Below are 24,191 nucleotides of genomic sequence, written 5' to 3'. Positions count from 1 at the left end.
TACCCTGTGGTGTTGATCGTGATGCCTGTGCCTACGTTGGCTGATACGAAAGCAAATACTGGACTTCCGCCTAGACCTACATCATCTCCCGTTTCTACTCCCACTAGTGACGCTGTTCCTGTGGCACTTGCTGCGGTCGTATCGTCATAAACCTTGTCATCTCCTGTCAATCCTGTTATAGTCAGTTCTTTTGCAGTGATGTCTGCCGATAAAGTAGGCTGAGTCAACGTATATTTTCCTGCATCTGTTCCACTTAAAGTGTACCCTGTCGTATTGATCGTAATTCCCGTTCCTACATTTGCACTTGCAAAAGTGAAGACTGGACTTCCGCCTAAAGAGACATCGTTCGCTCCTGAGACAACTCCTGAAAGTGACGCCGTTCCTGAAGCGGATGCTGCTGCGGTATCATCGTAAATTTTGTCATTTCCAGTCAATCCCGTGATAGTTAATACTCCAAGGGCTGTCGTATCATTTGCATTGAGCCCTGTCGTTTCATAGGTCTCTGTTCCTGAACAATCATTGTAGGCATACACTTGAAAGAAATATGGTGTTCCAGGATCTAAGTCTGTTACTGTTATACTTGGTGATGCCGAAGTTCCAAAGTAAACAGCTTGCTGTCCTGATCCGTTCCAACTGGTATCCGCCGTTGGCTCATCCCCATCACTTGGTGAGGTAAATGAGTTCGTATCGTTGATATAAATTGCATAGCCATCTGCACCACTTGCAGGCACTGTAAAACTTGATAAAGTTAATGTAGAGCTGGTCTCGGTTCCGAACACTGGGCTTGTTATCTGTGCTGTGGGGGCTGGGCAGGATTCAACTGCAATATCCACCTCAAAATTCAGGTCAAAACCACTTTGTGCCCCTCCATCAAAATATAGAATACCGCCTGCATAAGCCGATGATGGTGCATTATGGAGAAAAAGTCTCATAACTCCAGAAATATTGAAAGTATATTTACTTCCACTTGTCAGGCTGATTCCCAGACCTGAAAAATCAAAAACAGTGGCAAAATTGCTTAGGGAGGTAGTCTCTTCCGTAATATTTTGACCAGTAAGCTGACCGAGTTGTGTTCCTCCCATTCCCTCTCCTGCATAAAGCGTTACGGTATGACCGTTGGAGGGGGCAGCCCCAATCACTGAAATCGTATTTAAAGTACCTGAACAGTTAGCCGTAAAAGACTGGCCTTTACTAGTGCCACTTGTAATAGAACCCGTACCGCCACCATCTACAGTAATGGTACATTGAGAATACGATTGATAGGAAAAAAAGACTAACAAAAGAGGAGTTAGTAGATAGGTAATTTTTTTCATAATGGTTAGATTTAAGGTTTATACAATAAAAACACAACTTGTTTTTGCATGCGCAAGTTAATATATTTTTTAATATTTATCGATTAAAAGCGATATTTATCGACAAAAAGCGTATTTTAGTAATGGTACGGATTAGGGTAGTAAATTAGGTCATGGAAAAATTCTATGTCCCAAGTGCAAACAAGTTCCTGTTAAAAATGGATTTCAAAATAACAAACAGCGAGCGTTATAGGTGCAAATTTTGCAACTATCGCTTTCAAAGAGAATGGTAGTGTAGTAAACTGGTGCTTTTGAAAAAGGCATGAAATCGGATATTGATAATCAATAGATTATAAAATAATAAGCTTTCGAAAGAGGGCTTATTATCGTTCTTTGAAATAGTAAAAGTTTGATAGATGTTGTTAAATAAGGATTCTCTATCCTTACGTGTAGTAAATTGGTGCTTGATTATTTTTACAGATATGAAATGTAAAAACTGTAATCAGTCAAGTTGTATCAAAAAAGGAAAAAGAAATGGTGAACAACGTTATTATTGTAAAAACTGTCAATGTAGTTTTCAATTAAAATATACCTACAAAGCTTACAATTCTAATACCAATGAATTAATCAGAAGTCTATTAAAAGAAGGCTGTGGTATTAGAAGTATTTCGAGAATCGTAAATATTTCATCTAAAACAGTTCTTTCAAGACTATTAAGAATTAGTAATCAAATTAAATCACCATATTTCAATAAGCTAGGCTGTAAATTCGAAGTTGATGAAATGTGGACATATATAAATAATAAAGATAACTTTACTTGGATTACGTATGCTATAGAAAGAGAAACAAAACATGTTATTGATTTCTTTGTTGGTAGTAAATCAAAAGAAAATATTAAACCATTAATCAATAAACTTCTCCTTCTCCAAACAACAAAGATTTATACGGATAGGTTAAATATATATCCACCATTAATTCCAAAAGAAGTTCATAAACGTTTTCAATATTGTACAAATAGGATTGAACGGATGAATTTAAATTTAAGAACTCATATCAAGAGATTGAGTAGAAAAACAATATGCTTTTCTAAGAACAAGATTTACTTAGAAGCTCATTTGAAGATATATTTTTGGGGATGAACTACTAAAAATAATATGGTATATTTAAAATATGAATGAAGGTTATTATAATAAAAAAGGGGAACTTGTAAGCAAACAGGAATTTGATAAAGAACGTGAACGTATTATTGCTGAGCGTATCAAAACTGCTGAAAATGATGATAACTTGATTGATGATGAGGATTTAGATTTTTACTTATCTGAATTAGAAAAAATGGCAGATTAAGTGGATTACAAAATCAAATATACAAATGAAGCAATCGCAGAACTCAACAAAGGGTTTCTTTGGTATCGATCTAAGGAATTAGAATTAGGTCAGCGATTTAAAAATGCTTTCTATAAAATTCGTACTGAATTAAAAGACAATCCAAAAATATTCAAAGAAATAGGAAATAATCATAGAAGAGCCGTTTTAGGTTCTTCTTTTCCATTTACGATTCATTATTTAGTGAATGAAAAAACCAAGACTGTAAAAATAATAGGTGTATTTCATCAAGGTAGAGATATTGACTTAGTGAAAGAGCAATTAAAGTTGAGAAAGATTCATGAACTCAAAAATGAAAAAGGCCAAAGATTAAATCAATTAAAAAAGATTCATCAGCGACAAGAATTAGAAAAAGATAAAGGAAAAGAAAGAGATAGAGGTTTGGAACGATAATCCAAAAAGAAGGGATAATAGTTTCAAATTAAAGATTATAAATAAAATTAAACGTTCTTTTAGAATACTGTAATAAAAGTAAGAAATAGCTTTGATTTTTTAACAAAACAGCAAAAAAATCATCTTAGGCTACTATCCCTTTGGACTGAAGCACAAGGGGTACAATGACGTGGTCTCTGCTAATGTGAACCCCGTGGCGAGCAGGTTTAAGTACAATGGCATAGAACTTGAAGAATCATTAGGTATGGATTGGTATGAGATGTCCTTCAGGTAATATGACCCAGCAATCGCAAGATGGACAGCTATTGATCCTGTAGATCATTTTGAATACTCAACTTATTCTGCTTTTGATAATAACCCTATATTTTGGGCGGACCCTAGCAGTGCTGATGGTGAGTGTCCTAGTTGCGAAACCGAAGAAGATTGGGAAAACTATTATTCTCAATTGGATAATTCTGCTAAATCTGCAGGATATGCTAACTTTGAAGATGCATTATTTCAAAGTGAACATTTAACTGCTAGTTACGATGGAAATGGTCGTATGACTGCATATAAAAATGGCGAAGCTATCGATATTGTAAAGTATGATAGCCAACTAGATGCTATCTCCAGTTTTGTTGCCGATGCATTATTGATCGAAGCTCCACTAATGTTAGGTAAGTTTATTAGTAATTTATCTAAAGGTGGCTCTGATGATGCAATTGAGACGGCTGTTAAAGTAGCTGATGGTGTAGAAGATGCATCTGGTACAGCAAATATATATAAGTATGAAGGTACAGCTGATAATCCTTTTGGTCATTACAAAGTTGAGACATCTTTTGATGGAACAACTTTAACCACAGATCAAGTTATTACAAGTTCTGATTTGTCAACAACAACGATAAGAGCAACAAACGGTAATAATGCTTCAGTTGTAGCTAAGGTTGATTTACCTAACGCTAAGGCAGCTCAAGGTTATTAAAGAAGTCAAATAGGCAAACAATTAGGTGCATATAATAAGAGTTGCAATTCTTGTGTAAATCATGTTGGAAGTGTTTTACGCAATGGCGGGCTAAATGTCCCAAATAGTGCCTTGAAAGAATATGGGTTTATAAAAACATTATTTTGATTAAATTATGGGAAGATTAATATGCAGTAATCATCATGAAAGTGATATTATACAGATGAGCAAGATTTTATATAAATATTATATAAATAAAGAGAAAACAAATGTTATAAAGCTCATTTTTAATGTTAATGACTTAGGGCAATTTGTATATTACTTTTCAGTCGATGATGATATTGAAAATATAGAAAAAATTAAATCAATTAATGATTTTGAGAAATTTTTCACTAGAACAAGTGGTGATCCTGGTTCATGCCTAAAATGTTTTAAGTCTTATCTCAAGTTCAATAATATTAGTATACAAGAAAAGAAAGTCAATATTTAAATTAGGGCTAAAAACTCTAATAGGACTATATATTTAATAATTTTGTACTAATGAAACTATAAAAGCTAAGTTATCTTATATACTGCTCAATGTTTTTTTCGTGTAATATGGATTTTAAAAAAGAAAATATAGGTACATTTAAAATCTTTCGGAATGATTCAATAAATGATTATTTGATCAGAAATAATGATTCTCAAATCAGATATTATGGTAATCCAAATTTAGAACCCCAGCATTCAAAAATTAAGTGGATATCGAATAAAGCTTATTCTCTAGAAGTTTTAAATGCAAATTCTAAATTTGATTCTTTAGTATTTTTAGTCGAAATAGATAGTATTAAGAATGATACATTTTATGAATCTATATAATATGAGAGGCCTTAATATTAAAATTAACAGGAGAATGATTAGGGCTAATAACACTGATTTACCTAATTAGGGTAGTGTCCCAAAACAGGACATGCCTTAAAATTAGAATCTAAATAATTGATAAACAGCAATTAGTAAATATACTAGCTGCTGTTTTTCTTCGTTCATGATATATTGAAAACAAAAAAAGTTTCTAAAAATTTTAAAATATGGGTAAAACCTATCACAATTTGCAAAATTCGGACATAGTATACCACTAATATCGGATGAAACTGAGCCACCCGTGCTGGACCAAAGTGAGCATAGCGTGCCGGCTTAAAGTGGGCCACTAAAAATCGTTTCTATTTGTGTTTACAAATAATCTTTCTTTTACAGGAAAAGATTATGGCAAACAGATAGACATGCGAAAAGTAAAAACATTATTTAAGTTATATGCTGAAGGTGTTAGCAAGCGGCAGATCAGTGCCCAACTGGGTATATCTCGCAATACCGTAAGCAAATACATTACTTTTTTTTAAGAGTTTTAAACTGACGGCTTATGAAGTGTCCGCATTAAGTGTAGAGGAACTCCATAAGTTGTTTTCAACCAAAACTAAGACTAAAAGTGAGCAGCTAAAAACCTTAGAGCAATACTTTCCATATTTTGATAAAGAAATAAAGAAAACTGGGGTTACACAATACTTGTTGTGGGAAGAGTACAAAGAGAATCATCCAGATGGTTATATGTTCTCACAGTTTAGGTACTGGTACCTAGAATGGCGTAATGAAGTCTCACCGGTAATGCATTTCAATCATAAGGCGGGGGGATAAACTGTTCATAGATTTTACAGGAAAGAAATTAACCATTGTAGATAAATACACTGGTGAACTGCAAGATTTAGAGGTCTTTGTTTGTGTATTGGGTGCTAGTCAATATACTTATGTCGAAGCCTGTGATAGTCAGAAAAAAGAAGATTTTATACGTTGTATTGAAAACGCCTTGTGGTTTTATGGTGGTGTTCCAAGGGCATTGGTAACAGATAACCTTAAGGCGGCAGTCACTAAAAGTAGTCGTTATGAACCAAAAATAAATGCGACCTTCTCTGATTTTGCAGATCATTATGAAACCACCATACTGCCCACAAGGGCTTACAGGCCAAGAGATAAAGCTATTGTAGAGAACGCAGTACGAACTATATATACTAGGGTTTTTGCTAAACTTAGAAAAGAGACTTTTCACAGTAAAAAGGCTATCAATGCACGTATACTAGAACTGATTGCTCAACATAACAATATGTCTTTTAGAGGGCGTGAATATACAAGAGCTTCATTATTCCGAGAATTAGAAACTTCAGAACTAAAGGCATTGCCGACAAAGCGCTATGAGTTAAAGCACTATGCCAATGGTACAGTCCATAAAAACAGCCATATCTATTTTAACAAAGACAAGCATTACTATAGTGTTCCCTATAAATACATAGGAAAAAAGATACGGATTGTTTATTCTGATAGTTCCGTAGAGATTTACTACAGGCACAATCGTATCGCTTTGCATACAAGGCATGGAAAAAAGTATGCCTACACTACCAATAAAGAACATATGCCGTCACATCACAATTTTGTGAGCGATTGGAGTCCAGAAAAATTTATAAACTGGTCTGCTAATATCGGTGATAACTGTCAAAGCTATATCATTAAAATACTAGACAAGAAACGACATCCAGAGCAATCCTATAAATCTTGTGCTGGCATTTTACAATTGGCAAGAAAAGTAGGAAATGAGCGCTTAAATAATGCTTGTAAAAGAGCACTGGATTATGGTGCCTATAATTACAATATTATTGTGAGCATCTTAGAAAAAGGTTGGTATGTTATAGAGGATACGCCAGATGAGCAAGAAGAGGTGCCACCACATAAAAACATAAGGGGAAATCAATATTATAAATAAAAACAGAGATATGAATACACAAACACTAGAACAAATGAAGCATCTACGCTTCTATGGTATGTACAGAGCTTTTAATGAAACTTTGCAGGCCAACACCGTCGATTACACCAATGATGAACTCATTGCTTATTTAATGCAATCTGAATGGGATGACAGATATAATAGGAAAATAGAACGCCTTACTAAAGCTGCAAAATTTAGATACAAAGCCATATTGGAGAATATTAACTATCAGCCAGGCAGAAACATCGATAAAAACCAAATACAACGGTTTTCTTCTTGTGATTTTATTAAAAGTCAAGAGAACATCCTCATTACAGGAAGTACGGGTGTTGGTAAAAGCTATATGGCTTCTGCTATTGGCCATCAAGCCTGCTCATTAGGATATAAGGTCATGTACTTTAATACCAATAAATTATTTACCAAAATGAAAACGGCTAAAGCGGATGGCTCATACCTAAGAGAAATAAACCGACTGGAAAAACAGGACCTGCTCATTTTGGATGACTTTGGGCTTAAAACTTTAGATAGTGCCAATAGACATATTTTTATGGAAATCATTGAAGATAGACATGGTAGGCGTTCTACCATCATAGCCTCTCAATTACCAACTGAAGCTTGGTATCAGATCATTGGGGAACAAACTATTGCTGACGCTATTTTAGATAGACTGGTGCACTCTGCTCATAGAATTAATCTAAAAGGAGAATCTATGAGAAAAAAATTAAAAAAGAATCACTAATTTTAAACCACAAATGAAACGATTTTTAGTACTTCATTTACACTGCTCAATTTAATCCGGCACAGGTGGCTCACTTTACCCGAATTTTCCAATCGAACCGCTAAACTAGATTTGCTAATCTCTGTAATCATTAGTAAAAATAAGCCTTTCAAGAGATTGGAAATAAAAAATCCCGTCGAAATCGACGGGAAGTCTAATCAGGCTCCTCAGGTTGGGCTCGAACCAACGACCCTCTGATTAACAGATACTTAAAGATATTTTTCATTGTTTTTCAATAATTTTCAAATAGCTGAAAATAAACATTTTATAAAAAAAGTACTTTCATATACTTTCAAATAATTACATCCTGTTTTAAAAATGTTGCAGCATTGTTGCAGCAACTTTTTTTTTAATCTATCTTATTACATGTAAGACTGTAAAAGCTGTAATAACTGTTAAAGGGTATAATTCTTGTTAAAAGAATCGGTCTGGACGGGACAATTCCATTAAAGTTTTATAATCTTATATGCAGTAAATTACAATTAATATCAACCTTATGTATGACTAATTGTGTGCCTTTTACAGTATATCTCCTGTTACATATCTATACAGTCTATATTGAATGCAAAGTTCCTCCACAATTAAACCTAACTTTCAATTTTAAACGGCAATTTACCTATATTAGGAATTTAAATATTTTAAAATCCATGCTGTAAATAATTTATATTACTTGTATTGTCTGCCGTGTTATATAGCAGTACAACTTCATAAACTGAATCTGTACAAATAAATAAATTCTCCAGACTTTCATTCAAAATTGATATATTATTTGAAAGGTCTTCAATGTTAACTACGATAGATTCTAACCCACTTCCTCTTCCACTATTACTATTATTAGCATCAAAGTTTAGCAAAGTTAACTTTATACCTATGGTATTTCCTGCTAAGTCCATCTGTTCTGATAGCTGCATAAAATTGGTAGTACCATTAAAAGAATTTGTGCCAACAGAATTTCCATCTGACACAAATTCCACACCAATAGAATAAGTTCCATCTACATCACAACTATCTGTTGAAGAACTACCAGAGAAACTTATCTTATGTGTTGGATTACTTTGTTGTTCTTCATTATTATCATCTGAATCACATGAACTAGCTAGAGTTATTGATAATGCTATAAGGCTGAATTTCAAAATTGATTTCATTGTCTTCATATTTCTATATTGTTATTTATAAGCAATAGCTCATATTTCTTTTCTTGAATTGTTTTTAATTGGTCTTCCCTAAACTGACTATTCATCATACAAATACCAGTAGTTTTATTGTCAGTTACTAAAATTTCAAAAAATAAATCTTCTGAAAATGTATACAGGATTGAATTTCTATGTGTTGTTTCTACTTTACCACGATTAGGTAAATTTGACTGTATGCATTGGTTGAAATAGTCTAATAAAACTCCTTCAAATTTGTAAAAAACAGCACATAAAACATTTTTATTGAATAAGAGTATGATTTCTTTAAAGAAGGGTTTAGAGAAAAGAGAATCAAACTCAACTATATTGGATTTAAATAAATTATATTTTGTTTCAAAATAACTATCAGACTTGATTTTATGCTCCAATATTTTATCTGAATAGTCCTCTAATGACTTTCCTGTTTCAAAATAAAACTCTTTAATGAGCTTTTGATTCATTGCATTTAATCTATTAGGTTAAAAAGGTAATTCCTCAAATAGTTCTTTATAAACTTCATCTGAAGCACGAACATCTCTACCAGCCACTTCAAAAATCTTGACTAATCCTAAGAATATTTCCTTAGCTATTACTTTTCCTTTTTGCTGTATATAATCTTCTGTAAAAGACTTAAGATTTAAAGTTGTACCAATGGCTTCTTCTCTCTGGCTAATAATATTCTTTGCAGAACTTATATCATTTTGGGTTATACCTTTCCTAGCTAAATAGGTCAAATGCTCTTTAGTTTTAACCCTTAAACTAACTTCATTTTTTATTTGGTCTGGCAACTTAGATTCATAGTAAATACGCTCTAAAGGACTGTATTTAATGTTCTTTTCAATTTCATCAACTGCATCATTAAACTGAGTTATTGAAGTATATCCAGCCTCATAATGTTCTTCTTGTTCAACATTTTCCCTACTAGAAGTTTGTTGGCTTCTAAGAGCTTCATTTAAACTTTTTGCACGAGACTTTTCATCTTCAAGTTTTTTTATCCTCTTTTCATAAAATTCCCTTGAAGATTTCTTATCCTCTAAGATTAGAGCTATTACCACTACAGCAATAAATATTATGCCTATTATCTGTGTCACTAAAATTAATTTAAAGCACAAACCTATCATATACGATATATGCTAAAACAAATATAACAGATTCATTGAGCCTATCAAATAAGATAGGAATGAATAAGCAAATTGTATTAGAAAAAGTTGGTCAAAGAATTAGGGAAATAAGACTTTCAAAAGGGCTTACACAGGTTGAATTAGTAGCCAGAATGGAGATTACTACAGACCCTAATAATATTTCAAGGCTTGAAGCAGGCAGAAGTAACATTACTCTTTTTACAATTTACAGATTGAGTGTTGCCCTTGAAGTCCCTATGAAAGAATTGTTAGATGTTGATATCCCAAATTAAGAAAATGGCTACTTGACAGTTACAGACTGAAATTGCACTAAATACTATCCAAAAGATAGAATTCAGTCTAAAGTCACATTTAGCAGGATAATTTCATACCATCAATAATAAGTTCCGCTATATTTAAATATCTACTTCCAACATATAAAGTATTGAAAAAGCTAATGATAACCATTATTAAACACAAGCTCATTCACATGCTTTTAAAAAAACAAGACAGGTCAGATATATTACAGATGTTGCAAATTTTGCAATTCCTGCAAATTAAAATATTCCATTATCTGCAAAGCTGTAGTAAGATTCCTTTGTGATTATTAAATGGTCTAATAATACCAAGTCAACTATTTCACAAGCCTCTTTCAACTTTTTAGTGAGAATTTTATCACTTTCACTAGGTAATAACTTCCCAGATGGATGATTATGTAATAACACTATTGATGAGGCATTACCTTTTAAAGCAATACTCAATATTATTTTTAAGTCAACACTACAACTTGCCACTCCACCTTTAGATAAGTCATAAATACCAAGTATAACATTAGCTCTATTAAGTAACATTAACTTCACTTCTTCTTGAAACTCAATAATATTCTTATCCCAATGAGCTAAAGCAATTTCAAACACAGTCTCACTATTATTTACAGTAATCCTCTTATCTCCTTGATTCGAATAAGACACTTGAATTTCACTAACTTTCATATATGCTAAATTTAAAAAGTGTCCACTATTGGTATAGATATAATATATCAATACGAACTATGGACACTTTTGATTAATTACTAAATTGCTTGTTCAGCTAACTGTCCATTTTCTGAAAGTGATGAATCAGTCATTAATTGGTCAATAGCCTCATCTTGTTTATTACTCTCTTCAGATTTTGGAACAAATACCCACTTGTGAGTTAAAACTAATTCTTCACCAGTCTCCTTTACAACATAAGTGTAAGGTTCTACTTCTTTCTTTATAATAGCACCTGGCATTTCAGTCCCTATTAAAGCTTTGCAAGTAGGCTCATCAAATGTGCTGGTAACATATGCCTTTTTAGCTGTAGCGTAGTATTGTTCTGTTTCTTTTGACATTAACATTTCTACTCCACCTTGTAATTCTAAAATAAAGAATGGATTTCCATCCTCTTTTTCTCTTTGTTTGTAACCTATGATTCTAACCATAATAAATTGATTTTTGAGTTATGAAATAACCTAACTAACTATTTCAACAGAATATCATTACAACTATCACCTTGAATGAAATACTATTAAAATACTATCAGGTACAAATGGGATTCATCTGCACAAATTGGTGAGGGTATTTAGTGCTGTGCTCAGTGCGTCTGAGTGAGGGGTTGGATTGACCACTAAGCTCAATAAATATCTTAAATGTTTTAGTTAGAAGCGAAGTCTATAGATTGGTAAGATGATTTTTTGAAACTTTAAAATTTATCGCAAAGAATAAATTCCTTAAAAATCAATTTTTACATATGCTGCCTCAAAAAAATAATTTCCTGTCAAATTGGGGTGGGGAATGTTACTTTTTTGAAGGTAGGGGGTGCTTTTTATAGAGAAGGGCACTCGTGCATAATCGATATTTAATTTTTTTTAGTTCAAAAATTTTTTTCAAATTTTTGATTATCATATTTTTAGGGATTAATCATCAAAATAAAAATGAAATCTCTTGTTGTAGAGTCACTTAATGAATAGTAGTTTTAAAGACATAAAATTTCCACCAACTTATAAGTATAGTTCTGACTCTAGCAACATTCCATTAGAATTTTATGAAGATGCCTTCCCAATATCCAAGACAATAGACTTACTCCTTGGGTATTTTAGCTCTAACGCAATAAAAGTATTATCTCAAAGCATTGCTGAATTTGTTTTTAATGGTGGTGTAATGAGATTAGTTACTAATCATGTTTACAGTGAATCTGACTACAAAAATTTAATAGACAACACCGCTATTAATGATGAAGACAAAGTACTAGATATATTTGGAGACCTAGCTGAATTAGAGAGTAATTTGAGTCAAGAAGGAAAACATTTTTTTGACTGTTTAAAATATTTACTTAAAGAAAATAGACTAGTTATTGTTCCTGTAAAATTTAATGGAACTAATCTGGCTCACAGAAAAAAAATGCTACTTTATGATGGTGAATCTTATATAAGTACAGAAGGAAGTATTAACTTCACTCTTCCTGCACTTTTAAAAAATTCTGAAAGCTTTCAAGTAAATGCTCCATGGGTTAGTGATGTAGCAAAAGCTATAATAGAAGAAGATAAAAAACAGTTTGAATCTATAATAAACAAAGAGCATAAGAGCTATAATTACATTGATAAACAACAAATAGAAGTTGTAGTTAATTCTATTGGTAGAGATAAAAATATTAGTGACTTATTAGATGACTCTCTCAAATTAGGAAATGATATTTATGGTTCAAAAGTAAAAGCCATAATTACCAGAAAAAAAGAGAGATTTGAAGCTAAACTTGAAGAAATAATTAATACTCCTAGATTTCCTTTTGCACAAGGACCAAGGGATTATCAAAAAGATGCTTATTCAACCTGGAAAGAGAATAATTATTCTGGTGTTTTTGCAATGGCAACAGGAACTGGTAAAACCATAACTTCTCTAAATTGTTTGTTGAATTTATTTAATATTGAAGGTAGCTACAGAGCTATAATTCTTGTGCCATCTATAGCACTTTTAAACCAATGGGAAGAAGAAGTGAAATCATTCAATTTTGGTAATATTTTAAAAGTAGGTGGTGGTAATAATTGGGAAAAAGACCTAGCTAACTACTGTAGTAATTATTCTTGGGGGCTTAAAGAAGACTTGGTTATAATTTCTACTTATGGTAGTTTCACATTAGATAGGTTTCAAAACCTTTACGAAAAAATTCAATCAGAATTTCTTCTAATTGCAGATGAAGCTCATAATATGGGAGCTAATAATATTAAGAGTAAACTATCCAATATCAGTGTTACCAGAAAAATTGGTTTATCAGCTACACCTAAAAGAATTTATGACCCTGAAGGAACTATTGCAATAGATAAATTCTTCAATGACACTCCTCCATATACCTATAACTTCAGTATGGAAAAAGCTATGGAATTTGGCTTTTTAACTGGTTATAAATATTATCCATTAATTGTTGAATTAACAGAAGAAGAATTTGAGGAATATTCCATTATTTCTAAACGCCTATTAAAATATTTTGACTTTAAGAATGGGGTTTTTAGAGATGACCCAATGGTAGAAATATTATTATTGAGAAGAAAGAATATCATCCATAAGGCTCATAATAAAATAGACTTATTTAGCTCTATAGTTGGGGAATTAAAGAAAACTAATAAAGACAAATATGTCTTTGCTTACATCCCGGAAGGATACTCAAATAATGAAGAGGGTAAATCAACTAAAATATTAAATGAGTATTTAAAAAGAGTACACAAGGATTTCCCTGAAATAAAAATGAACTCCTATACTTCTGAAGACCAAGATTTGAAAGATATCTTGAAAGGGTTTGAAGATGGGAAAATAGAAATATTGTTTGCAATGAAAATGTTAGATGAAGGTGTTGATGTTCCAAGAGCTGAAGTAGGCATATTTGCAAGTAGCACAGGGAACCCTAGACAGTTTATTCAAAGAAGAGGTAGACTTTTGAGAAAGCATAAGGACAAAGCTTATTCAACAATATATGATATGGTAGTGATACCAAAATTGGAATCACATACAGATGAATTTTTCAACATAGAAAAGAGCCTAGTTCGTAATGAGTTAAATAGGGTTGCTTATTTTTCAAGCCTATCAATGAATTTTTATGATTCAAAAGACACTTTATTAAGTGTTTGTAGAAAATATAATTTAGATTTAGATACCATAATTAACGATTTATAATATGGAAAGAAATGACATACTAAAAGAAATTCTATCAGACCCAGATTTGATGGAGAAGTATGATATAAAAGAGAAAGACCTTAAAGAGTTAACTACTAGTGCACCTTACAATAAGAAAATTATTGAAGTACTATCTGTTATTATAAATGAGAATGATAATCATTTGAATAGCTCAATGATTTACAAAAAGATTAAAAAAGTACATAACATAGGATAGCATGGCATCGATTATAAATAGTATTTCATTCAAAAATTTCTTCAATTATTATGGAGATTATGATACCACAAGGTATGACTTTGAAGAAGGAGTTAATATTGTAGTAGCAGATAATGGTGCAGGTAAATCAAAATTTTTCAATGCCTTTTTATGGCTTTTTTATGATACTGTACTTAATTCAGATGATAAACGAACATATCCTGTAAAAGACTTTGCAGTTAAGATTATATCTGATAAAGCTAAAAATGAAACCTTAATGGGTGATTCTGTAGAAACAGGTATTAAATTAGAATATTCTACTGGTAGATATAAGTTTCAAATAGTTAAGTCTTTTATAGCTACTAGAATTGGTGAAAAATTATCTGACTTTGATAGTTGGCAAATAACCCTAAATGATGTTGAAGTTGATAAAACAGACCACGTATTACCAAAGTATAAGCCTATCTATGATGCTGAAGAAAAGCATAGAGTAATAAATCAACTAATATTACCCACTTTGAGACAATATTCTTTCTTTCAGGGTGAAGAGGTTGATAAAATGATAGACTTTACAAAGAAGTCTAGTATTGAAGATGCCGTAAGAACACTTACCAACATTAGTAAGTATGAAGATATTGCAAAAATTGTTCAGGATATTTCAAATAAAGCCTACAATGACCTAAACAAGCAAACCAAATCTACTAGTGACCATAATGATAGATTAGAGAGTGCAATAGAATTAAAAAAATCTCTAGAGATACAGCTGGAGCAGGAAAATGAAAAGCTGAATATTCAGAAAGAACTTTATGAAACAGCAGAACAAGAGAAAAATGACCTAGAACAAAATTTTGCTAATGCTGAAAAGAGAAAAGAACTAGATGATAAAATCTCTCAAAAAAGTAGAGTCTTACGAGGTGTAAAAGAAGATTATGATAATTTCCTAGAAGGCATTAATAGTAGATTTTTTGATGGTGGTTTCTCTTGGATTTCTTTAGGATTTGAGCGATCTGTGGTTGATTTTAAAGATAAAATAAAGGACTTTAGGCAAAAAAGATATGAGAAAAGAGCATTATTGAATGCTACTGAAAATCCAAATGATTACTTCACTATTCTTCCATCAGATTCACCAGATGCAGTGACACTAGAACAAATGATAGAAAGTGAACATTGCCACGTTTGCAATAGGTCTGCCGAAAAAGGTTCTGATGCACATAATTATCTTTTAAAATTAAAGAATAGACCTAATGAAACTGACTCTACAAGAGATTTTGTCAAGAATGATTTAGAGGATTTTTTTGGCAACCTACAAATTAATGCATCACCATTTCTAAACAAGTTTGAAGCTATACCTCAAAGTGTTTTAAGAACACGTGAAAAAGAACTAGAATTAAAAAAGAGATTAGATAAACTCAATTCAGAATTAAAAACTTTAAAAGCTAGAAGAAAGGATATTCTAATTGCTGGGACAGAATCTGAAGGTGCAGATAATGCTTCAGATATTATCAACCAATACAAAGGTTCAATAAGAAGAATAGAACAAGCTTCTGGCAGGATTGAAAGATTACAAAATAATATTAGTGAGCTTAAAACAAAAATCACCAATACAGATAAAGAGATTACTAGTTTAAGACCGAAAGATATTCCTGAAGGTTATACCGTAAGCTATGAAATTACTCAAGATTTAGTTGAAGCAACTAATAAAGCTCAAGCTCGAGTATTTGACAAAATGGTAAGTCTATTAGAAAGTCATGCTAATGAACACTTTGAAAGTCTTATCAAGTATAATGATATAAAAGGTGGTGTTTTAAGCTTTGAAAAGACACCTTCTGGCGGTATTTCATTAGATTATATAGATGAGTTAGGAAATGATGTTTCTGGAGCTTCTGAAGGCTTCCAGAGAATGAAAAAGTTTGCAGTAGTTATGGCTATTATTTCTGCCAATACTTCTCAATACAATTACCCTCTACTAGCTGATGCACCATTATCTGCATTTGGAAAAGCCTTTAATAAAGGTTTCTTTGAGGCTATACCAGATGTTTTTCCACAAAGTATAATTCTTGTTAAAGATTTATATGATAAAGACCTAGATGGCAAACTAACAGATTTAGGGCAAAAGCTACTTGAAAGTAATACCATTAGAACCTTATATCTAAATGAGGTTGATGAGGAATTACCACAGATAGAAAGAACCACCAAAATTGAAAGAAGAAAATAATGAATAGTCAAGAATTTAGAAATAATTTACTTCTTAAAAGACCTAGATACGCAGTAAGTAGAATCCCTGTGTTGGATGCTTTTTCAGAGAAAGGAAGCAAAAGTGCAGATTATAGCAGATTTGGACCTTACTATGAAATTTATATCTATGCCATGATGTTAGGTATAAAGAAAAAGCAAAGACTACCATTACCCCCTAGAGACCTTACTAAAGACTTTATTGAAATGGGAAAATGGAAAAGAGATTCTTCTCTAATAGATTTTCTTTTGATGGTAATTTTTACTCAAACAGATAACTTACAAATTGATTGGAATGAACTTGAGGATATGGGACAAGAAGACCTAAACAAGGTAATCTCAAGTGTTGTAAATTTAATAGAAGAATATGCTAATGGTGGTTTAGCATACCTAGAAGAATTATGGGAGAATGGAAAACTTGACAACTCCCATTATATGTTTATAGATTTATATAATACCAGTAGTAATAATGACAATTAAAGAAGCAATAATAAAGTGTCTAGAGAGCACAAAAACTATGCTTACTACTTCAGAAATCCATAATCACATAGTAGATAATGGCTACTATGAGTTTGGAGCTAAAAACCCTGTAGCAGTAGTATATAGTGAAATAAGAGACCTAAGAATTAAGGGAGACACCAGAATAAAAAGGATTAAGTTCACTGGTAAAAATTATAAATATTATTCTAAAAAATATGAGAACGAGATAAATATTGATTCATTTGAATTAAACCTGGTAAAATCATCTTCTAAGAATTATTTTAAAGAAAAAGACTTACACATTTTGCTTGCAACATATTTGAAAAACTCAAATACTTACAGCAAAACGATTTTTCACGAAAAATCTAGAAACTCTAGAGATAGTCATCAAAAATGGGTACATCCAGATATTATTGGCATCCAATTTACAAGTCTTAAATCAGAAGTAAATCAGGTTTTTTTAAAAGCAATAAATAGGCTTGAGTCATTTAAAATATCATCTTATGAAATTAAAAAAGAAATAAATTCAGATTATGAATTAAAAAAACACTATTTCCAAGCTGTTTCTAATTCAAGTTGGGCAAATTATGGCTATTTAGTGGCATTTGAAATAAGTGATACTCTTTCTGAAGAAATGGAGAGGCTTAATCAATCATTTGGAATTGGTGTTATTCAATTAAGGGCAAATCCTTACGAAAGTAAAATTCTATACCATGCAAAACATAAAAATCTAGATTTTAAAACGATGGACAAATTATGTAGAATAAATCACGAATTTGAAAATTTTATAAAACAGGTGGAATTATTGCTTACAGCTGGAGAAAGATACGTTCAAGCTACAGAAAGAGAATTAGATAGATTTTGTGATAAATATTTTACAAATGATTCTGAAATTGAAAAATATTGTACAGAAAAGAAAATATGTTAGGTAAGCTAATACTTACCGCTTATATATAATCACATACTTCTTTAAGTATTTTCTTGGCATATGCATTTGCGTAATTCCAATCAGATTGTGGTATTCCTCTAGGACAAGTTTTACTTGTATCTGAAACTAATTGAAACCTACTTATTTCTGGCTCATATTTCTCATAGTATGACTTAATTAAATTTCCTTGAGATTTGCATAATTCCGTGTGAACAGAATGCTCTATGGCTTGGGTAAGAGTTTTCCATCTAATTTCTGGAAAATCTGTTCTCAAATCTGTTAATTCTACAGATAATAGATTGATTCTACTAACGTAATCAAAATCTGAATCCCCATATCTTTTAATCTTTTTAGTAAAAGTACCAGATTTATAAAAATGTTGAACCCATCTTGAAAAGGTTATTTTCTGTGTTTCGCCAATGTACAACAAGTCTTTCGAAAAAATAAAATATACAAAAGAACCCTCTAAATCATAATTATTAAAACCTTTAATCTTCATCTTCAAATAAAGACCAATTATTATTAACCCAATTATCGACCTGATGAGATGAAGACCTTGAAAACTTATTAAATACATTTACAGCCACCTCTGCATCAATATTTTGAAATTTCTGAATTGTTTGATTTTCGCCAACTGCCAACGCGTGAAATAAGGCTTCAATAGACTGTCTTTCAGGTGAACCTTTTTCAAGCTTACTTAATACTAAATCATAAAAAGGATGTAATCTATTTATTAGAACATAAGTTCCCTCTAATCTATCAGTTGCACTTTCCCATAAATTTCTTCCTTGTTCCCAATATCTTACCCTTCTAAAAGCTTCTTTATCCTCCTCATCTTCATATTTTGAATCATCTTCCAAATTTAACTCATCAGATTTTGATTCTAACAATTCTTTTCTGTTCTTAACTTGTTCAGGGTCTATATCTACTCCTTCTTCCTCTTCTTCCTCTAAAACAGAATTTTTTACATTAAATTCTGCTCCCTCATTTCCATTATTTCTTGAAGTTTTTAAAAGCTCATCACATTTCTTAAAAACATCTTTAGATTGTCCCCTAGCAACACTTACCAATGTCATCAATATTTTTTCAATTTCTTCCGAAATTGTCAAATGCTGTTTTGACACATCAACATCAAATAAATCATCATGTTCACTAGTGAATAAAATTTTGGCTCTAAATCCAAGTTCACCACGTCCTATGAATAATTTATCTCCCCATTTTATAAGTCTCCCATTTCTGTAAAAATAGAATCCTGCATTTTTTTGTCCTACTTCATATTTCTTGATATTTTTTTGTTCATTTTCATCAAAACCAACAAAATTTCTCATACTATCCTTTGGAAATACAGCAACTTGAATTTTAATATTTTCCCCTTCAGGATTTAATGGATTTTCAAATTCAGATTCTAACGCCTTACATGGCTTCTTACAATCGTAACTTTCTTTTTTAAAAGACTCATAGCACTCATCCCAAAATAAAATATCTTTTGGGTTGATTAGTCTCTCTTTTTCAACACTTTCTATACCTTCCTTAGATTTTATTATTTTTACCTTAAAATGTCTTCCTTCCTTCGACAGGTATTCATAATAACTTACTCCAGCTTTCTGTGCAATATCTGTTATAATTTTATTAGCTGAAACCCTAGATGTATAAATAATATCACTTATTGTTACTATAGTTCCTGTTTCAGCTTTATTCAATTTATCTTGAATAATATCAGAAGAAAGAGTAGTTGAGTATCCAAATTTATTGTTCTCTCTAATTATTTCTCTATCCAAGAAAAAAGTGTCTGAAATGACATCTTTTTGTTTACTTGTAACCTCAACTCTATTTCCTAACGAAAAACCTGCTGACTTTAAACCTAAACCATATTTTGAAAGACTATTCTGAGAATACTGAACATCTGAACCTAATTCAAGTGCTTTTTTTATTTCTTCAACATTCATTCCCGTACCATCATCTACAATTCTAATTTTTTCAATATTCTGAATGTTATTTAAAGATTTTCCATCTTTTATATGAAGCTCTATTGTTATATTATTGGCATTAGCCATAACAGAATTATCTACTATATCTAGTATAGCTGAACTAGGCTTATATCCTATTTTAGAAATTGCTTCACATATTCTATCTGCATTAATTGGTAAAACTTCGAAATTGCTCATATTTATATACTAATTATTGTCTTTTCAATTTTTTCAACAAGAAAATCAAACCCATCTATATTACTATTGGAGTTAATCTCATTATTTAGTAGTTGTAAACCATCATCAATGTGGAGCTTTACATATTTTCCTAAATCTTTATCAGAAATATGGATGTCATAATGTAAAGCTACCATACCTAGATAGTAGTCTAAATAATCTCCAAATAGCACTGACCTACTATATTCCTTACCACTTGAATTTTGAATGTCTTTAATATTCAACTTTTTATCTTGTGATAAAGAATAGGTTAATGCTATTCTGGAAATTATATTTTCTGTACCCAAATTAAGCTTGCGTGTTAGTTGGGCAACTACATCTCTATTCTCTTTACTTGTTCTAATATGTGTAAACATCTTTTTCTTTTTTAAACTCTTTAAACAAACTATTTACAGGTAAAGCTTTTAATGTAGAAGCTCCTAACTTATTCTGTATTAAAAAAGTCTTGCTCAAGTTTGGCTTAAGCAGTTCATATTCTTTTTCAGACAGCTCTTTTTCTAATAATGGGAAAAGTACCACTTGTTCTGAAATAGATGGGTAAAACTCTTGTATGATATTTTTAGAGTGAAACTTGTCAAACTTCTGTAATGGGCTATCAATAAATACTGGAAACCTAATGCCAGACTCATCAACCAATGCTTTAAGTAATGCAGTAGCATACAACTGTTGCTCTCCTTTAGATAGGGAATCTTTATCAATGACATTATTATCCTTATCCAGTAAATCTATATCCATTACATCATCTACAATATTTACTTTTACATTGGTAATAAAGTCCTTTTTATGCATTAGCTTACTTAAACCAAGGGATACAGATTTTTGAAGTGAGTATTTCTTCTCCTCTTTAATCTTAACAATAAGATTATTTATTTTTTCTAGTAAAACTTTAGTGACTTCATACTTCTTTTTATCAGTCTCTACAAGATTGAAGTTTTTCTCATATTCAACTCGTACTTTTTTATGAGATGAGAGCTTCAGTTTTAACGCACCTAAACCTTCATTTAGTTTATCCTTCTCTTTGAGAAACTTATTAATTGAAGTATCTGTTTCAGACTTTTCATCTCTAAACTGTCTAGCTAGATGGTTGTCCTTACGAGCTTCAGCCTGCTTTATTTTGTTTATAGTTCTGCTCAATAAAGCTCTATTAGTGCGCTCCTCTTTAACTATAGCATTAAATTGACTTAAGAAAGTACTTTTGATGTTATTCAAAATAGCTTCAAACTCCCTGTATCTTTCTTCTGCAAATTCTAATAATACCTTACCAGACACATCACTTCTACTAGAGTTTAACTTATCTTCCAGAGATTTTTTAATAGCTTTTTTTACTTTAGAATCAATTGTTTTTTCTAAATCTAAAGCCTGTAAACTTTTTAATATACTATTAGAAAATGCTTCTAATTCCTTTGATAATAGCTTATCATTTAAAGCACCATATAAAACATTACTTTCTGAATCTAACTGCTCTTTAAGCTTGTTCAAGTGTTTACCAGCAATAACTAAAGGTGTTAAATCCAAAAGCTTTTTCAAGTTATTTTTAATTTGAATAGAATCTTGCTTTAAATCATCTCTGCGAGATTTTAATTCCTTCAGTTCATCTAAAGTAATTGAGTTTCCTTCCCTAATTAGTTTTTCCTGAAGGCTATCACTTTTAGATTTCAACAAAACTAATTGCTTGTCTATATCAACTTGCTTATCTTGATTATGGCTAATCTCTTTTTCTAATTCACTTTCATCATTAAGAAGTTGCGTTAGCTTCTCTTGTTGTAATTCAGAAACTCCTCTTCTCTTTAATTTAACAAGTAAGGATTCTAGGTTTTTCTTTAATTCCTCATACTTCTTAATCCCTAAAACCTCTGAATAAGCTTTACTCAAACTACGTAATTCACTTTTAGATTTAGCCTCTGCAAGTGACACTATTTTTTCAGCATCAAAGAAGAAGAATTTTGCTATTTCTCTAGGTAAAATGAAGTCATTTATGAATACCTCATAACCTACAGATTTTGTAAGCTCATTTTCATCTCCATCAATTAGAATAGTTACTGTTTCTTCTAAACTAGAAAAATCATATGTACGTTTGATAGTAACTGTTTTACATGGTATGGATGGTATAAGTAAATCTTCAAGTTCAATTTCAACAGACATCTTATTGTTGTCCACTCCTTCTCCTAAAACATCTCTATTCAAAAGTGAATTAACATATGCTTCATAACCACCAGAATTTCTAATATCCTGTTTGTACTTGTCTTCTACTTGAGACATCAATTTACCATAGAAACACCATATTAAAGAAGTTAAAAATGTTGTTTTTCCAAAACCATTTTTACCAGCAATAAGACTAATATTTTTGTCTTTTTTTGGGCTTAAGTCTATTTCATTAAGCCCTTTATATATTCTAAAGTTTTCTAATGTTATTCTATCAATTCTCATTGTTCAATTTCTTTCACAAAGCTTTCTATTCTATTTTCTACATCATTGTGTAAACCATATTTAGATAGCATTAGTGTTTTGGTTTCTTGTAGCGTAATTAAGTTATCTATAAGATGATAGTAAGACATATCTTCTACGCATATTTCTCTCAATATTCTTTTCTCTGTATCATCTAGAGACTTAATATTATTTGTGCTAATTTCTTTATTGTAAACCTCTCTGTAAGCATTACCTACATTAAAGTCAAATATCATATCTCTATTCCAAACCACTTGTATTGCTATAAGCTCTTGGTTAGTAATAAGTGCAACGTGAGGTCTTTCTTCTTGTATATTCTTTTGAATTTGAAGAAGTTCTTTTAGTAGCCTATGTCTATACTCTGGAGTATAGTTACCTTGATTGTGCCCATCTTCAGTAACAGCCTTTTGTCCATTTCTTCTGGTAGTCATTCTGTTTTCACTAACATTTCTACCTTCAACCAGACTATCCCTAAAGTCCAACAAGGGTTTCATCCAATGTTGACCATTATCTATTAAAGCAGACATAGACTTGTCTTTCTTTACTACAGTACAAGTCCAACAACCAAATCTACTTTGTCCACAAGAAGAATGCTCTTTATTAGTTACAACAGTTGGGCATTCATAATCATCAGCACTTGCATCTGCATAGATTTGAAAAAGTATTGAGTTATCAAATCCCCAAGGAGATGGAACAGCATTAATAATATACCACACTTCCTCAAGCATCAATTCTTTGATAGGAGCATAGACATATGTATTGGCAGTAGTGTTGTGTTTAGATAATCTATTACCCTTTATCTCATGCTTACGCATTGACCTTTCTCTTGTAGCACTTTCTTCATATCTAGTACCTAACAATACTATTGCTTCTCCCTTTTCATCTATTTGCTCTAGTAGAAAATTAGAAGTAGGTCTAATCTTTAACTTATCTGTACACCATCTAAAGGTGTTGTTTGGAACTGGGTAACCTTTTCCCAATACATTAATCCAGAATGATTCTTCTAATTTTGGTACTGTTTTCTTTACTATAATTGGTAATCCTTGGTCTCTAGCAGCAGTTTCAATTTTTAATAAAACATCTTCTACATAACTACTAATAATAGGGTTTTCAACCATTGTGTCATTGCAGACTACATAAACAGGTCTTCTTAACTGAAATGGATATGGCATTTCATCTTTTATTCTAGTCAAAGCTTCCCACATTAAAGTGAGTAACACTGTTGAATCTTTTCCACCACTAAATCCAATTATCCATGGTCTTTCTGATTTATCTGCATAAGCATACTGGTCAATAAGCTCATTGACAATTGATTCTATTTTTTTATTCTTAATTTTCATAGTGGTAATTATAATTTGACTAATTTAAAGAGTTCTGTGACTCAAAACAATTGAGTTAGGCAATTGTTATTCAATTAATTTTAACAAAAAAAATCAAACCTCTCATAATGTAAGCTATTGTTAATTTTTCAGACTAATGTATAATCATGAGTCAAGAAAAAAAATCATCTTGGTTGTCTAGTAAAGAAGCACAGAAACATTTTAAAATTAGAGGGTGCGACTTAATGCATTATAGAACTCAAGGGAAGCTTGAATTTGAAAAACGTGGTAAAGCATATTTTTACTCGAAAAAGTGTTTAGAAAAGTTACACCACT

27 protein-coding genes are annotated in these 24,191 nt (G+C 31.4%); 16 read left to right on the top strand and 11 right to left on the bottom strand.

The window, feature by feature from the left end; genetic code table 11:
* The coding region (locus KCG49_RS13330; protein ID WP_218547175.1) for a YDG domain-containing protein at positions 1 to 932 on the bottom strand (932 nt) is incomplete at its 3' end.
* An 842-nt stretch (positions 933 to 1,774) separates the two neighbouring features.
* On the opposite strand from KCG49_RS13330, the gene KCG49_RS13325 reads away from it, so the two are divergent.
* The 10 genes from KCG49_RS13325 (at position 1,775) to istB (ending at position 7,535) form a co-directional block, all read left to right on the top strand.
* Positions 1,775 to 2,431, top strand: a complete 657-nt coding sequence (locus KCG49_RS13325) for an IS1 family transposase (RefSeq protein ID WP_439901107.1) — start codon at positions 1,775 to 1,777, stop codon at positions 2,429 to 2,431.
* Between the two features lie 31 nt (positions 2,432 to 2,462).
* Entirely contained in the window at positions 2,463 to 2,636 is a 174-nt protein-coding gene (locus KCG49_RS13320; protein ID WP_218547173.1) for a hypothetical protein, read from the top strand.
* Positions 2,637 to 3,068 (top strand): type II toxin-antitoxin system RelE/ParE family toxin, encoded by a 432-nt coding sequence (locus KCG49_RS13315; RefSeq protein ID WP_218547171.1) that lies wholly within the window; start codon positions 2,637 to 2,639, stop codon positions 3,066 to 3,068.
* A 445-nt stretch (positions 3,069 to 3,513) separates the two neighbouring features.
* Positions 3,514 to 4,029 carry a hypothetical protein gene (locus KCG49_RS13310; protein WP_218547169.1) on the top strand — a complete coding sequence of 172 codons (516 nt, stop codon included), beginning with the start codon at positions 3,514 to 3,516 and terminating at the stop codon, positions 4,027 to 4,029.
* A gap of 154 nt (positions 4,030 to 4,183) precedes the next feature.
* Positions 4,184 to 4,498, top strand: a complete 315-nt coding sequence (locus KCG49_RS13305) for a hypothetical protein (RefSeq protein WP_218547168.1) — start codon at positions 4,184 to 4,186, stop codon at positions 4,496 to 4,498.
* Between the two features lie 107 nt (positions 4,499 to 4,605).
* The gene (locus KCG49_RS13300; protein ID WP_218547166.1) at positions 4,606 to 4,866 is read left to right on the top strand and encodes a hypothetical protein; all 261 of its coding nucleotides are present in this window, start codon (positions 4,606 to 4,608) and stop codon (positions 4,864 to 4,866) included.
* A 401-nt stretch (positions 4,867 to 5,267) separates the two neighbouring features.
* Positions 5,268 to 5,384: a helix-turn-helix domain-containing protein gene (locus tag KCG49_RS16500; RefSeq protein WP_256260008.1), complete on the top strand. Its 117-nt coding sequence runs from the start codon at positions 5,268 to 5,270 to the stop codon at positions 5,382 to 5,384.
* Between the two features lie 25 nt (positions 5,385 to 5,409).
* Positions 5,410 to 5,676 (top strand): hypothetical protein, encoded by a 267-nt coding sequence (locus tag KCG49_RS16495; RefSeq protein WP_256260007.1) that lies wholly within the window; start codon positions 5,410 to 5,412, stop codon positions 5,674 to 5,676.
* Positions 5,651 to 6,793 (top strand): IS21 family transposase, encoded by a 1,143-nt coding sequence (istA, locus tag KCG49_RS13295; RefSeq protein WP_369680367.1) that lies wholly within the window; start codon positions 5,651 to 5,653, stop codon positions 6,791 to 6,793. Before KCG49_RS16495 ends, istA begins: the two co-directional genes overlap by 26 nt.
* Before the next feature lie 10 nt (positions 6,794 to 6,803).
* A complete protein-coding gene (istB, locus tag KCG49_RS13290; protein ID WP_218547164.1) occupies positions 6,804 to 7,535 on the top strand; it encodes an IS21-like element helper ATPase IstB in 732 nt (243 codons plus the stop codon).
* Positions 7,536 to 8,212: 677 nt separating this feature from the next.
* Here the strand turns inward: istB and KCG49_RS13285 are convergent.
* Genes KCG49_RS13285 through KCG49_RS13275 form a run of 3 tightly spaced genes read right to left on the bottom strand, consistent with a single transcriptional unit; the run spans position 8,213 to position 9,837 of the window.
* On the bottom strand, positions 8,213 to 8,719 hold the full coding sequence (locus KCG49_RS13285) for a hypothetical protein (protein WP_218547162.1): 507 nt from the start codon (positions 8,717 to 8,719) through the stop codon (positions 8,213 to 8,215).
* Positions 8,720 to 8,724: 5 nt separating this feature from the next.
* Positions 8,725 to 9,207 (bottom strand): hypothetical protein, encoded by a 483-nt coding sequence (locus tag KCG49_RS13280; protein ID WP_218547161.1) that lies wholly within the window; start codon positions 9,205 to 9,207, stop codon positions 8,725 to 8,727.
* A gap of 18 nt (positions 9,208 to 9,225) precedes the next feature.
* Positions 9,226 to 9,837, bottom strand: coding sequence for a hypothetical protein (locus tag KCG49_RS13275; RefSeq protein ID WP_218547160.1), 612 nt, complete (start codon positions 9,835 to 9,837; stop codon positions 9,226 to 9,228).
* 89 nt (positions 9,838 to 9,926) lie between these two features.
* Here KCG49_RS13275 and KCG49_RS13270 point away from each other — a divergent pair, with 89 nt between their 5' ends.
* Complete coding sequence (locus tag KCG49_RS13270) at positions 9,927 to 10,160, top strand: helix-turn-helix domain-containing protein (protein WP_218547159.1); 234 nt, start codon at positions 9,927 to 9,929, stop codon at positions 10,158 to 10,160.
* 264 nt (positions 10,161 to 10,424) lie between these two features.
* Here KCG49_RS13270 and KCG49_RS13265 read toward each other — a convergent pair whose 3' ends face one another.
* Both KCG49_RS13265 and KCG49_RS13260 read right to left on the bottom strand, forming a co-directional pair.
* On the bottom strand, positions 10,425 to 10,859 hold the full coding sequence (locus KCG49_RS13265; RefSeq protein ID WP_218547158.1) for a JAB domain-containing protein: 435 nt from the start codon (positions 10,857 to 10,859) through the stop codon (positions 10,425 to 10,427).
* A gap of 80 nt (positions 10,860 to 10,939) precedes the next feature.
* The gene (locus KCG49_RS13260; protein WP_218547157.1) at positions 10,940 to 11,329 is read right to left on the bottom strand and encodes a hypothetical protein; all 390 of its coding nucleotides are present in this window, start codon (positions 11,327 to 11,329) and stop codon (positions 10,940 to 10,942) included.
* 520 nt (positions 11,330 to 11,849) lie between these two features.
* Here KCG49_RS13260 and KCG49_RS13255 point away from each other — a divergent pair.
* Genes KCG49_RS13255 through KCG49_RS13235 form a run of 5 tightly spaced genes read left to right on the top strand, consistent with a single transcriptional unit; the run spans position 11,850 to position 17,887 of the window.
* Positions 11,850 to 14,051 carry a DEAD/DEAH box helicase family protein gene (locus KCG49_RS13255; protein ID WP_218547156.1) on the top strand — a complete coding sequence of 734 codons (2,202 nt, stop codon included), beginning with the start codon at positions 11,850 to 11,852 and terminating at the stop codon, positions 14,049 to 14,051.
* Position 14,052: 1 nt separating this feature from the next.
* On the top strand, positions 14,053 to 14,268 hold the full coding sequence (locus KCG49_RS13250) for a hypothetical protein (protein WP_218547155.1): 216 nt from the start codon (positions 14,053 to 14,055) through the stop codon (positions 14,266 to 14,268).
* Between the two features lies 1 nt (position 14,269).
* Entirely contained in the window at positions 14,270 to 16,462 is a 2,193-nt protein-coding gene (locus KCG49_RS13245) for an AAA family ATPase (RefSeq protein WP_218547154.1), read from the top strand.
* Positions 16,462 to 16,959: a DNA phosphorothioation-associated 4-like protein gene (locus tag KCG49_RS13240; protein WP_218547153.1), complete on the top strand. Its 498-nt coding sequence runs from the start codon at positions 16,462 to 16,464 to the stop codon at positions 16,957 to 16,959. Before KCG49_RS13245 ends, KCG49_RS13240 begins: the two co-directional genes overlap by 1 nt.
* Positions 16,949 to 17,887 carry a hypothetical protein gene (locus tag KCG49_RS13235; protein WP_218547151.1) on the top strand — a complete coding sequence of 313 codons (939 nt, stop codon included), beginning with the start codon at positions 16,949 to 16,951 and terminating at the stop codon, positions 17,885 to 17,887. Before KCG49_RS13240 ends, KCG49_RS13235 begins: the two co-directional genes overlap by 11 nt.
* Positions 17,888 to 17,906: 19 nt before the next feature.
* Here the strand turns inward: KCG49_RS13235 and KCG49_RS13230 are convergent, their stop codons facing one another.
* Genes KCG49_RS13230 through dndC form a run of 5 tightly spaced genes read right to left on the bottom strand, consistent with a single transcriptional unit; the run spans position 17,907 to position 23,876 of the window.
* A complete protein-coding gene (locus KCG49_RS13230) occupies positions 17,907 to 18,386 on the bottom strand; it encodes a hypothetical protein (RefSeq protein WP_218547150.1) in 480 nt (159 codons plus the stop codon).
* The gene (locus KCG49_RS13225) at positions 18,376 to 20,052 is read right to left on the bottom strand and encodes an ATP-binding protein (protein ID WP_218547149.1); all 1,677 of its coding nucleotides are present in this window, start codon (positions 20,050 to 20,052) and stop codon (positions 18,376 to 18,378) included. The genes KCG49_RS13230 and KCG49_RS13225 overlap by 11 nt, the downstream gene beginning before the upstream one ends.
* A gap of 2 nt (positions 20,053 to 20,054) precedes the next feature.
* Entirely contained in the window at positions 20,055 to 20,447 is a 393-nt protein-coding gene (locus tag KCG49_RS13220; protein WP_218547148.1) for a DndE family protein, read from the bottom strand.
* Complete coding sequence (dndD, locus tag KCG49_RS13215) at positions 20,431 to 22,518, bottom strand: DNA sulfur modification protein DndD (protein WP_218547147.1); 2,088 nt, start codon at positions 22,516 to 22,518, stop codon at positions 20,431 to 20,433. The genes KCG49_RS13220 and dndD overlap by 17 nt, the downstream gene beginning before the upstream one ends.
* A complete protein-coding gene (gene dndC, locus KCG49_RS13210) occupies positions 22,515 to 23,876 on the bottom strand; it encodes a DNA phosphorothioation system sulfurtransferase DndC (protein WP_218547146.1) in 1,362 nt (453 codons plus the stop codon). Before dndC ends, dndD begins: the two co-directional genes overlap by 4 nt.
* Positions 23,877 to 24,191: the final 315 nt, after the last annotated feature.

It is taken from the genome of Winogradskyella luteola, from assembly GCF_019203985.1.
In the GTDB taxonomy this organism is placed as follows: Bacteria; Bacteroidota; Bacteroidia; order Flavobacteriales; family Flavobacteriaceae; genus Winogradskyella; species Winogradskyella luteola.
The sequence above is the reverse complement of the archived record's forward strand: the minus strand, read 5'-3'. Positions and strand labels throughout refer to the sequence as shown.